Raw genomic sequence first — 11,678 nt, forward strand, 5'->3', positions numbered from 1 at the left:
TATTTAGCAGAAGTCATAAATCATCAAAACATTAATAGACTAAAGCCGCATTCCTGCGGCCTCATTATTGGAAATAATTATTTTAGTTCAGGGCATAAACAACTATTTTTTAGCTGCCTGTAAGAAATCAAAATAGTCAGGCGTGACAAGAAAAGGAACAAGTTCACCCGTAGATAAAGCTGAGTTGGAAACATCGGATAATCTGAATTTCATTTCCTTCGCTAGGTTGACTCCATGTGCTACAGCCGGATAATCTTTATTTTTCGCGCTTGTCACATAAGTGCCAAAACTAACCAGTGTTGGTACGGGTTTGGCTCCTCTTTCCAGAATAATAGTCATTCTGATATCAAGTTTTCCCATCATGTCTTTTTGTGCCTTTTTGATTTTCTCAAGCACATCTTTTGGGATCAGCGCACCCGCATAGGTCTTTTCATTAGAAAGAATAAAGACATCTGCATCATTACTTAGACCGTTTTCCGGTAATACCCCCACAGCAACAGGAATAGTGAAATGTGCATAGGAATCAAATTTCTTACGATAACACTCTACATACTCGGCATTTTTAAAAATAGTAGGAATTTTCTTTTTTAACTCAATGATATTCTTTGATTCTTTACGTGAATCTTCATAGTCATTACAGGATGACACTTCAATATCGATGTTGCCCTTAACCAGTTTATGTTCAACCGAGGTAAGATCATCCGTATTCACTTTCGTTTCAACATCGACCTTACAACCAGAAAGGATAAGCACTGAGCTTGCAATCGCTAACCATTTGTTCATTTTGAATACCTTTAGATAACCAAAGTACTTTCATATAGTTATCATATCCAGTAGTAACTAGCTTATGGTTTTCACTATTTTTGTGACATCGATCAAGACCTTAACATATACTCAATAAATCTTGAGTTTCGTCTCAGTAACAAGAGAAAGAACCTCCAAGAGCATAAATGATTATGTGGCTGGGGTGAGCTAACTTAGCTAACAACAAGAGGAAATTTAAAAGAAAGATGGAAGGTATATGAAACCTATACCCTCCCAGCACTACCACAGATAGTAATTTTCTTCTCTACTACTTTCTGCATCGCGATTTTACCTGGTGTGATATATTTTCTTGGATCATTAGCATCAGGATACTGAGCGAAATAGGCTTTTACCGCATCAGCAAAAGCAATCTTTAAATCTGTTGCGACATTGACTTTACAAATGCCCAGTGCAATTGATTTATGGATCATCTCCTCCGGTATGCCGGATGCCCCATGTAAAACCAATGGAACCTCTACGTGACGATGAATTTCTTCCAGACGTGAGAAATCCAGATGAGGTTCTCCGTGATAAAGCCCGTGAGCAGAGCCAATGGCCACTGCCAATGAATCTATTCCGGTTCGTTCAACAAATTCTTTCGCGGCTAATGGATCGGTATAAAAACTGTCTTTACTGTCAACTGTCAAATCATCTTCCTGCCCTCCCAGCCTTCCCAGCTCGGCTTCTACACTGGCATCAAAACGCTGACATAAACGTACAACTTCAGCCACCGTAGATATATTTTTTTCGAAAGGGAAATGAGAGCCATCTATCATAACTGAACGGATCCCTGTTTCTACTTTGTGACGGATATCATTGATATCTTCATGATGATCAAGATGTAGTGCCAGCGGGAGTTTATTGATTTTCGCGGCTTCTTTACAGATAGAAACCATGTATTCAAGACCTGCATAAGTGAAGGTACCCGGAGTTCCGGCCAGAATGACCGGAGACTCCATTTTTGCCGCTGTTTCAACCACAACCTGCACCGTTTCCAGATTATGGACGTTGAATGCCGGAACGGCATAACCTTCCCGTTGGGCTTTTTTCAACATTTTACTGTTAGAGATTAAAAACATACGGACTCCTCAGATACCATCTATGTCATCAGGTAATACCTGTTGTTTTACTTGCTGTTGCTGTTGTTGCTGCTGTTGCTGTTGCTGCTGGTGCCACAGACTGGTCAGCCCGCGATGCCCACATTTCAGTGCCATATCACGAAACTCAACCGCATTCATCTCATCACGTACCATCATCATTTCAACAGCGAGTTGCATATTCGTACCCGTAATAACCTGCCACTGAGGGTGAATTAAAGCCAGCTGAGCCGCCTGACGAAAAGGAGAACCCCCCAACAAATCTGTCAGAAAAATCCCCCCTTTCCCCGAATCACACGCCTCTCTGGCGGTATATAATTCCTGAGACAGTTGCTCTGTGGTCATACCATCGGGAAAATCAATGGCAATGCATGACGACTGTTTACCAATAATCTGCACCACCGCCTGTAGCAGACCACTGGCAAACATCCCGTGTCCTGTGATTACAATACCCAGCATGTTTTTTCCTTATAAAAATCCCACCAATTTACCAACAACCCCAAATACGGCTGTGATACCGATAAGTTTTACTGGCGAGAAACCGCGTTTCATCAGCCAATAAACCAGCAAAGTAAAGGTGAGAGGCAACAAATTTGGCATCAGTTTATCGAGGACGTCGGTCTGCAATGCGATTTTTGCCTCACCAGCCTTCATAACAAAAGGTGTCGAAAGATGGACATAAGAAGCAACAAGCGCGCCAATAACCGTCATACCGACAATCGAAGCAGCATGAGAAATGTTTTTTGTATGAACTTTCAGCATGGTTATCGCTTTGGTGCCGGTGTGATAACCATAATGTGCCAGACCAAAACGCAGTGCAAAGTGCACAACATTGAACATCAGAAGGAACAGAATAGGACCCAGAATACTGCCCTGTAACGCTAATGACGCTCCGATACCCGCACAGATTGGCAATAATGTTAACCAAAACAGCGCGTCACCTATTCCGCCTAATGGTCCCATCAGGGCAACTTTTACCGCGCGAATAGTGGAAATTTTCTCTTTACTGCGCTCCATCGCCAACACCAGACCAGACAGGAAAGTCACGTCAAACGGATGGACATTGAGAAACTCCATGTGCATTTTCATCGAACTAGTCAAATCGTCGGGGTTTTTGTGGATCTTACGCAACGACGGGATGAGCGTGTAGAGCCAGCCTCCGGCCTGCATACGTTCATAATTGAAAGAAGCCTGTAACAACAAAGAACGCAAAGCCATGACGTTGATTTCACGTTTAGTTAAATCTTCTGCCGGTGTCATATCGATATAGTCATCACGATCGGCTGAGTTACCATCCTGAGCGATATCCTTTCCATGCTTGCGACTTTTTTCAGACACTGCCTTATCCAGTTTATTAAATGCCATCTTGCATCTCCTCTGCGGAATTTGACTGTGATGATGTACCTTGCGGGTTCCCATTATCGTCACGAGTACGATTGAAAAAATCGATCAAAGCAATTGCGAGTGCACCCAGCGCGATAGCAATGATCGGCAATTTAAGGAAAGTGACCGAAATAAAACCCAGAATGAAATAAGCCACATAGGTTTTTTTCATCATGACTTTCATTAACAGAGCAAAACCAATAGCCGGCATCATGCCACCCGCAACAGAAAGACCATCAAGCAGCCATTTTGGTGCTTGTTGTACAACGGCTCTGGCAGTATCTGCACCAAAGTAGATAGGCAGGAAGGCAACAATAAAATAGAAGCAGAACAGGATAATGAGACCAAAATAGTTAACCCATTCTATCCCGCGCCAGTTACGTTTTTTTGCCATCTGATCGCATTTGTGCATCATCGGTGAATAAATGGTAAACAGTAGTGTGATACAGCCCTGCACAGCGATAGCAAAAGGCACTGCAATACCCACCGCGACTTTAGGGTCTGCCTGTGTGAGAATGGCAAAAGTCGTCCCGATTATCCCGCCAATCACAACATTGGGGGGTTGGGCTCCAGCCAGCGGCACCATTCCCATCCAGACAAGTTCTAACGCGCCACCAACTAATAACCCAGTCTGGATATCCCCTAAAATCAGTCCGACCAACGGCCCGATAACAACCGGGCGGTGGATATGTGTCAATCCGTTGAATAAATCAATCCCTGCAATCCCTGCCAGTATTGAGATCAAAAGTGCGTCAACAAACATATTCACACCCCTCAGTTCAGAAGATTAGCGATATCTTCACCCGATTCATCCGGTACACGACGGATTTCACAGGGAATACCCCTTTTTTGTAATTCGATAAAAGTCTCAATATCCCCTTTATCAACAGCAACTGTTTTATGGATCTGCGTTTTTCCTTCTGAAAAATGCATATTTCCGATATTTACAAAATGGATTGGAACATTACCTTTTACGAGCGTCAGCACATCCTGCGGTGTTTTACAAACGATGAAAATTTTCTGCCGTTCAGCAGCCTTATGAATAACATCAATCGTTTTTTGCAGAGTAAAATAGCGGGTCTGGACACCATCAGACATCACCATGTCCATAAGAGACTGCTGAACAAGATCATTTGCTGCTTCGTCATTCGCCACCACAACCAGATTGGCACCCAGAGAATTTGCCCAGGTAACGCCAACCTGCCCGTGTATCAAGCGATTATCGATACGGGTTAATAGGATATTTGGGGTAGACATGAGAACTCCTTTTACTATTCTGATCGGGTATAGGGATAAATCTGAACGCCTTTTACTACCCGGTTAACTTCACCTGTCGGGCATGGGTTATCGGGGGAAAGGCCAAGCGCCAGTGAGGTTTCAAAACCCAGTAGCTGAAAAAAAAGTAAATACGGAAAAATAAGCCAGCTATCCGGTAAATCTGTAGGAATTTCCAGAGATTCAGGGTGAGGCTGACTAGTTAGGACGATGATTTGTTTTGCCAGACCATCGCGTCTGAGTTCATTGAGCAAATCGATATCATAATGGCGGCAATGGGGATCAGCGGAGAGCATCACAACCATTAGCGTATCATGGTCAATCATAAACTTCGGCCCGTGCCGTACTCCCATGCAAGAGTCATAACGCGTTGCTATCCGGCCTGCGGTTAATTCCAGCATTTTGAGCGCACCTTCTTCAGCAATACCCGCAAAACCGGCGGTACCCAGCGCAATCATTCGCTTGAATCCCAGCCCGATAATTCGCTGGATAAGCGGTTGCCAGCCAGGCGCCTGTATTTCACACAGCGCAGCTACTCTTTCCAGAGCATCTTTTTGCTTTGTCATATCAAAAGTCCGCTCACCTAAAAGTAACAGCGTTGCCATCGCCATACAGCTGAAACTGGAAGTCATGGCAAAGCTACGATCGTTGGCCCCTTCCGGCATAATTAACGAACAAACATGTTTTCTGTTCTCAGCATAACGAGCCAGTTCCCCTTCCGGATTACAAGTCAGGATCAGATGATGGCAATCAGCCAGGAGAGAATCAGCCAGTTGAATGACAGCAATACTTTCAGGGCTGTTACCTGAACGGGCATAAGAAACCAGTAAAGTGGGTTTAGCCGTATCCAGATATTGCAGGGGAGCAGGGACAATATCAGTGGAGGCAATGGCCTGAATATCAGGCCCGCATTTATTTCCGCCACCCAATTTTGCCTCAGACCACCAGATTTTACGCAGATAGGGAGCAATCGCCCTCCCCACAAAGGCCGAAGACCCTGCTCCACACAAAATGATCTGTAAACCCGGTTTTATGAGCAACTGCTGGAGAAAAGGTTGCCAGTATGGCTGGTTGTGTTGCAGTTCATGATACAGAGTACGCCACAATCTGGGCTGATGCTGGATCTCTTCCGCTGTATGATGTGCCTGATGTTCAGTCAACCACTGAGTTGAATAAGGGAAAAAAGCCGTCATAATGCAATCCCTCCTGCTTCACAAGCCTCTGCGTAATCCCTCAGTATCTGTCGGATTTTGTCCATAACCCATAATTTGGGGTCATCATAAGCAAGACTACCTGCATTAATGGCTTTGGCCTGTTCAGGCAGATACTGGCTTATCATGGAAAGAGGAAGCGGTCTGCGCCGCAGGTTAGAGATCAACTTTTCAACAGCAGATTCAACTTCAGAATTGGCCCAGTAGTAGCGGATGCGATCACTAAAACTATATTGGCGATCAAGATGCTGTTCATGAGCATTGCCTTTATAGTACGAACGCCAATATTCCGGCTGACTGCACATAACCTGCTCCAGTGTTTCACTTAAGTGAACAGCCTCTGATTCTCCATTCCATTCGCGATCCAGCTTATCAAGGGCAAACAGCCCTTCCCGCAGGGCAAAGGTCAGTGCCGGACCTACTTTTAAAATGGCAAAATGATCACGAACCAGATTGCGATAAGTTTGTGGTGTCTGGTAATCCGTTGAATGGGCTTCATAAACAATATTCGGCTGTGTCGCGATATACTGACTGAGCGAATACGCTTTTTCCGGTTGATAATGTTCAATTTGGTGATTACCGAACTCAACACCCGGCTGCACAACCAATGCAATGACTCGCGGCCAAACATGTGCCAGATGTGCTTTCACCCATTCTGCCCGATGAATTTTCAGTGTAGATGCCGCAGAAACAGAGGTGGTCACTTGCATTTCATCCACAACATCTTCCGTCGTTCCCCCCGGGACAGGAACTTCTGTGCCAATAACATAAACCGGTTTTTCACCACCATTGTTCTGCCAGCTTTGTTCGGCAGCCAGACAAAGACGGGCTGCCCGTTTAGCCACAATGTCGTCAGTCAATGGAACAGGGTCATCGGCGCAGGACATGGAGCAATCGAGATGAATTTTACGAAAGCCAGCAGCGACATAATCATAAATAAGGGTTTCTGCAAATGTCATCGCTTCTTCAGCTGGTTGATCCTGCCAGGCGTTAGGCCCCAGATGGTCTCCTCCCAGCCATATTTTTTCTCTCGGAAAACCGACTGAATCTGCGATCTCCCAGACTCTATTACGAAAATCAGCGGGCTTCATTCCGGTATAGCCACCAAACTGGTTAACCTGATTGGATGTGGCTTCAATCAATACGTAAGTTCCCCGTTCTTTAGCGAACCGGAGTGCACTTTCCAGTACCCAGGGATGAGCGGAACAAATAGAGTAAATGCCGACTGATTCACCCGATTTATGTCGATGGATAAGCTGTAATAGCGATTGCATAATGTTTCATGTCTCCAATACCTTAAATAGACTAATTTTTAGTGTCATTCTTAATCTCTGCTACTGCACTACACGGCGCTTATGGGCTTGAGTAATCAGTATGTTGGGCAAAAAGTGATAAGCAAAAATGACGGGAGAAAATGATTAAGCATTGGTATTAATAACACGGAAACATTACAGCAAAGGAAAACAACCGAAACTGTGATCCTGATTAAAAGTTTATTTTTTCGGAAAGGTGTGGAAAAAATACTTATTTTTCACATAAAAACAAAACATAATTTCTTTTAATAAATTTTAACCAAAGATTTATAATTGGGATATTCAATAAGCTAGAAAATTTATGACAATATTAAACGATATATTTTGTCGAAAATTAATAAGAAAAATTACAGAATTGTCCAAGTGATGGAAATCACAAAACAATAAAAAGTCTCATATGTCTGACTAATTTTAGGCTGGGCGCTTACATGGATATATCCAGATAAATAATGCAGGTAATTCCCAGCCGCTAATTAAACGAATAGATTAAAAATCACAAAGAAAATCAGCCAATATAGGATTAAATCGGGTCGGAGCTTCCCAAAACGGAGCATGATCCACACCTGCCAAACTAATAACCTGCTCCTGCCAAAGATTTTGGTAATTCAGGCCTTCGATATACTGCGCATTGATGAACGGATCTCCGCTCCCATTGACGATAGCCAAAGGTATTTTGCTCGTTTCAGCCAATAATCGTTGATCTGTTGCCTGTGGAGAAGTAAAGGCTTCAAACATATACTGGCGTGATAAACCATCCGTTCTCGCCACCGCATCAAGAATAAACTGATCATGAGGCGCATTAATACCTACTGTCTCATAGGCATAATTTTTCACATCCTCTTCAGTAAAATCAGCCTTACCGGCAAGCCCCATATGTTCGCTCTGACGAAAACCAAGTGCGACATTATCTTTACCGGCGGCTACAGGTGGTGTACCACAAATCATCAACCCAATCATTTTGGGAAACAGAGCCAACATTTCCAGCCCTATATGCCCACCTAATGACCAGCCAAAAACAACAACTCTGTTTATGCCGATCTTTTCCAGTACTTCAATAACAGTATGGGCATAGGCAGGCATTGAATATGCCTTACGGGGCTCACTGGCATTGGAAGATGCCCCGTGCCCCGGTAAATCAAGAGCCAAAACCCGATAATTCTTTTTAAAGTACTCTACTTGATGGCAAAATATTTCTTTACTACTTGAATTGCCATGTATAAACAAAACAGGTAACCCGTTACCGCCAGAATCTGATACTGAAATACGAGAATAACGGGTTGATACATTATAGTAGTGAATACCATTGTGTGTAGCAGCCATGATTTATCTCCTGATGAGGTAATAACAGAGTAGTCTTTATATAGGAAGAAGTTATTAACAACAGGCCTTCATAAAATTAGCATGACTCTACGGTATTTTTACTCGCATCTCAATGAATAACATTCATATACAACTGATCTTTTTCATCAATGATTTTTAAATAAATAATGTAAAGAATCGATTTATCAAAATCATAAATAATTTATAACCATCTTATCTCAAGTTATTTTTTATTATTTAAAATAAAAGATATTTCTCTACTTGAGAAGATATGTTACTATTATAAAAAATATATAATTTAGATTTCACCACATTTCATCTAGGAGCCATATAACTGTAGCCCCCTAGAATACCCGATTGCCATTTTAGTTAATATACATTTCCAAAACCATGTTCTTTATGACCAAATTATTTAACTATCAACAAGATGGATTTTTTCTTTTTCTTCATCATTCTTATTATTTGGCGCGATTAAAAAACGACCTTTATTCCCGTACTGATCATAAATAGTAATATAGAACTCAGGATACCAATAATCCTTTACCTCAGGAAAAGTTGAATCATCTACCAATATAACAAAAGCAAAGGAAGCCAACCTTCTGCCGAACTGTTATATCTATAGGAAAATTAACTGGTAGATTAAACCATATAGCATTCCCTATGGAAACAGTCTTTTCTTTTCCCAATGACCAAAGGAAATGGGCATAATAAACTGTATGATATTCATCTTCAGAATAAAGTTGGTGAATAGAATCAATCTTTCCACCATCATATTCTAATTTCATAATATGACGTTTTCCATACTGATCATTTGGACTGATAGACACATATGTGTTCTCTTGTATCCAACCAGGCTCACCATAGTGGGTAATAATGATTTTACTATCCATTTTTATATGGGACATATCATAAAATATTTCACTAATCGCAGTTAATTGTAAAAATGCAGATACACCATCAAAATCTCCGCCATATGAGATAGAATGCTCACCGTCTGGAGCCTGTACCAACACGCCTATTTGTTTAATGTGATTACTCTCTGTTGGTGCGCAGTATACATAATAAGTTAATGTATTTATAAAATTTGATTTCTTTATTGAATTTGAAGCCTGCTCCCTTGAATTCATTAAAGAAACACTACTGGGAATAATAATAGCAGTAAATTCATTAGGCTCATCTGTATATCCCCATGTAAAATCATCATTCTCAGAAACGTCAAAGGACAATTTTTCACCTGTATTATAGTCAATGAGCCAAGTGTTTTTAGATAGTATCTTATTTGGTATTGATATATTCATATCATTTTTATCCTTTGGTGTTATATGAACATCAATCAATACCCTATGCCTTCCATTGGAAAATATATTTTCACTATTACTTAGTTGACGAAAACCAATTTTTAAATCAGAAATCCCATTCCAAGATGAATATTTATCGTCATCTTTAAAATCAATCATATAAAACCTCCAATTAAATCATTAAAATCCCTTGAATATTGATTTTAGTTCTATGGATCTTTCAGAACATGAAAATTTTTAATAAACCGATAACAACGACTAATACAAAAAACACTTGGCAGTAGTATTAAGATAATCATCTATAATCATTTATCAGTGTTTTCAGCTAAAAAAATACCTCTGATAAATTTGATGTATATCTAGAATTCTATGGTCTATGCCCTGTATTTTTGCTATCTGTAGTTCCCCATAAAATATATTAGGATAATTATATCGAAGATTTCGCCATAAAAGATTGTCAAAAGTATAAGAAAATCCGTTTGCTGCCCACGCACGCTGTATCTCTTGGATATCTCTAGCACTATATATCTGACTACGGGCTTGTAAGTCATACCGAAACGCATTAATAAATTCAGTACCATTACGACTATTTACATTTATGATAGGTGTATACAAATGGTATATTGTATCAATTCCAATATCTACCGCTCCAATACTCCCACCCACATCTACCAGATTATTTATTCTACTTACTTCTTGAGTTGTATCAAAACCCAGCCCGTCTAAAGCAGAAAAAAAGCCAGCGTCAGCCGCAGGAAGAGTAAGTTGCAATGTATGAAAATTACTACCTACAGGACTTATGATTTCCTGAACATCTCCCATTCGTACTGCCAGAGCAAAATAAGCGCTCGTAGATACGTAAACAGCACTTTGTCTTTCTTCACTCAAATCTTCTTGAGCCACACGTCCTAGTAATTGAACGTGTTCTATTCTCGGAGAAGGGGGTCCGCTTACAGCAATCCTCTCTGGCCTTTCTGCTATCTCTGCAGTCTCTTCCGTCAGCATATGACTCAAGCTAGCTTGCCGCATGCCCCGAACCATTTTACCAAGTGCCAAACTACCCAGACTGGCCGCCCCGCATCCCATTGAAATCCAGCCCAAAACAGCAGACGCCTGCGGATTACTGTCCTCTGTCACAGCACTGGCAAGCCCGGTCGCCGCCCCTAAAAAACCAACCCCGGCCAAAATCGCCCCACTCAGCGTCAGGGAAGCCCCTCCCGTTGGAATGGCCGCGGCCAACTCCGCGGCCATTCCAAACAGACCTAACGCTATTCCCAGAATACTGCCCACACTGATGTGCCCACTCGGATCGGTCCGGTTGATCGGATCACCCAGACAGTACGCATACGGGTTCAGTCCCCCGGCCCCGAACGGGCTGAGGCTGTCCGGCGCCGTAAACCGCATCAGGACCGGGTTATACGTCCGGTAGCCGTTGCCCAGATGATACCCGCCTCCGGCCGGGTCCTGCCGCTCCCCGTTATAGCCCGGTAAAGCCGGGTCACTGTCCGCCACCGCCTGCTGCCCGTACGGGGTATAGCGAAAACGCGAGGTCCGGTCATTGTGACGGCTTAACAGCACACTGCCCGGCCCGTCGGTGCCCAGTAAATGCACGCCGTCAGCCGTGACACTCGCCGCAGGCGTACTGCCCGCTTGCACCAGCCGCGTAACCGCGCCACTTTCCCGCTGAATCTCCGCCACCCGGCTCGCCCCCTGATAATACAGCTCCCGGGTGTCCGCCTTGTCCCGCCGCTGCAACGCCAGCCGCCCGCTGGCATCATAACCGTAAGTCTGTGTGCTCCCCGCCTGCGTGACGGAGGCCAGCCGGCCCAGCCCGTCATAGGCCAGCATTCGATGCGACTCATCCTCAATCAGCCGCCCGGCTTTATCGTAAGTGAGTACAATCGTGGCCGGATAGGCCGGGTGGTTATGGGTGATTTTCGTCAGCTGGCAGGGGTCGGCCGGATTCGCGTAACTGAA

11 protein-coding genes are annotated in these 11,678 nt (G+C 43.1%); all 11 read right to left on the minus strand.

The window, feature by feature from the left end; genetic code table 11:
• Positions 1-102: 102 nt before the first annotated feature.
• Positions 103-783: a DUF7424 family protein gene (locus AACS90_RS04225; RefSeq protein ID WP_099121832.1), complete on the minus strand. Its 681-nt coding sequence runs from the start codon at positions 781-783 to the stop codon at positions 103-105.
• A gap of 245 nt (positions 784-1,028) precedes the next feature.
• Positions 1,029-1,883: a tagatose bisphosphate family class II aldolase gene (locus AACS90_RS04230; protein ID WP_099121833.1), complete on the minus strand. Its 855-nt coding sequence runs from the start codon at positions 1,881-1,883 to the stop codon at positions 1,029-1,031.
• Between the two features lie 9 nt (positions 1,884-1,892).
• Entirely contained in the window at positions 1,893-2,360 is a 468-nt protein-coding gene (gene agaF / locus AACS90_RS04235) for a PTS galactosamine/N-acetylgalactosamine transporter subunit IIA (protein ID WP_099121834.1), read from the minus strand.
• 9 nt (positions 2,361-2,369) lie between these two features.
• Positions 2,370-3,266, minus strand: a complete 897-nt coding sequence (locus AACS90_RS04240) for a PTS system mannose/fructose/sorbose family transporter subunit IID (RefSeq protein ID WP_099121835.1) — start codon at positions 3,264-3,266, stop codon at positions 2,370-2,372.
• A complete protein-coding gene (gene agaW / locus AACS90_RS04245) occupies positions 3,256-4,047 on the minus strand; it encodes a PTS N-acetylgalactosamine transporter subunit IIC (RefSeq protein ID WP_099121836.1) in 792 nt (263 codons plus the stop codon). Before agaW ends, AACS90_RS04240 begins: the two co-directional genes overlap by 11 nt.
• Before the next feature lie 11 nt (positions 4,048-4,058).
• Positions 4,059-4,541: a PTS N-acetylgalactosamine transporter subunit IIB gene (gene agaV / locus AACS90_RS04250; RefSeq protein ID WP_099121837.1), complete on the minus strand. Its 483-nt coding sequence runs from the start codon at positions 4,539-4,541 to the stop codon at positions 4,059-4,061.
• A gap of 14 nt (positions 4,542-4,555) precedes the next feature.
• On the minus strand, positions 4,556-5,752 hold the full coding sequence (locus tag AACS90_RS04255; protein ID WP_099121838.1) for an SIS domain-containing protein: 1,197 nt from the start codon (positions 5,750-5,752) through the stop codon (positions 4,556-4,558).
• On the minus strand, positions 5,749-7,044 hold the full coding sequence (locus AACS90_RS04260) for a D-tagatose-bisphosphate aldolase, class II, non-catalytic subunit (RefSeq protein ID WP_099121839.1): 1,296 nt from the start codon (positions 7,042-7,044) through the stop codon (positions 5,749-5,751). The genes AACS90_RS04255 and AACS90_RS04260 overlap by 4 nt, the downstream gene beginning before the upstream one ends.
• Positions 7,045-7,569: 525 nt before the next feature.
• Entirely contained in the window at positions 7,570-8,403 is an 834-nt protein-coding gene (locus tag AACS90_RS04265) for an alpha/beta fold hydrolase (RefSeq protein WP_099121840.1), read from the minus strand.
• A gap of 560 nt (positions 8,404-8,963) precedes the next feature.
• Positions 8,964-9,860 carry a hypothetical protein gene (locus AACS90_RS04270; protein WP_099121841.1) on the minus strand — a complete coding sequence of 299 codons (897 nt, stop codon included), beginning with the start codon at positions 9,858-9,860 and terminating at the stop codon, positions 8,964-8,966.
• Positions 9,861-10,022: 162 nt separating this feature from the next.
• Positions 10,023-11,678 (minus strand): RHS repeat-associated core domain-containing protein (locus AACS90_RS04275; RefSeq protein ID WP_305847168.1); only part of this gene is annotated, 1,656 nt, incomplete at its 5' end.

The sequence above is a fragment of the Xenorhabdus sp. KK7.4 genome (assembly GCF_963876465.1).
Taxonomy (GTDB): domain Bacteria; phylum Pseudomonadota; class Gammaproteobacteria; order Enterobacterales; family Enterobacteriaceae; genus Xenorhabdus; species Xenorhabdus stockiae.

Excerpts from the sequence above, each read along its gene's own strand:
- AACS90_RS04225 (WP_099121832.1), bottom strand. The coding sequence starts at position 783 with ATGAACAAATGGTTAGCGATTGCAAGCTCAGTGCTTATCCTTTCTGGT.
- AACS90_RS04230 (WP_099121833.1), bottom strand. The coding sequence starts at position 1,883 with ATGTTTTTAATCTCTAACAGTAAAATGTTGAAAAAAGCCCAACGGGAA.
- AACS90_RS04270 (WP_099121841.1), bottom strand. The coding sequence starts at position 9,860 with ATGATTGATTTTAAAGATGACGATAAATATTCATCTTGGAATGGGATT.
- agaV (WP_099121837.1), bottom strand. The coding sequence starts at position 4,541 with ATGTCTACCCCAAATATCCTATTAACCCGTATCGATAATCGCTTGATA.
- AACS90_RS04255 (WP_099121838.1), bottom strand. The coding sequence starts at position 5,752 with ATGACGGCTTTTTTCCCTTATTCAACTCAGTGGTTGACTGAACATCAG.
- agaF (WP_099121834.1), bottom strand. The coding sequence starts at position 2,360 with ATGCTGGGTATTGTAATCACAGGACACGGGATGTTTGCCAGTGGTCTG.
- AACS90_RS04240 (WP_099121835.1), bottom strand. The coding sequence starts at position 3,266 with ATGGCATTTAATAAACTGGATAAGGCAGTGTCTGAAAAAAGTCGCAAG.
- AACS90_RS04260 (WP_099121839.1), bottom strand. The coding sequence starts at position 7,044 with ATGCAATCGCTATTACAGCTTATCCATCGACATAAATCGGGTGAATCA.
- agaW (WP_099121836.1), bottom strand. The coding sequence starts at position 4,047 with ATGTTTGTTGACGCACTTTTGATCTCAATACTGGCAGGGATTGCAGGG.
- AACS90_RS04265 (WP_099121840.1), bottom strand. The coding sequence starts at position 8,403 with ATGGCTGCTACACACAATGGTATTCACTACTATAATGTATCAACCCGT.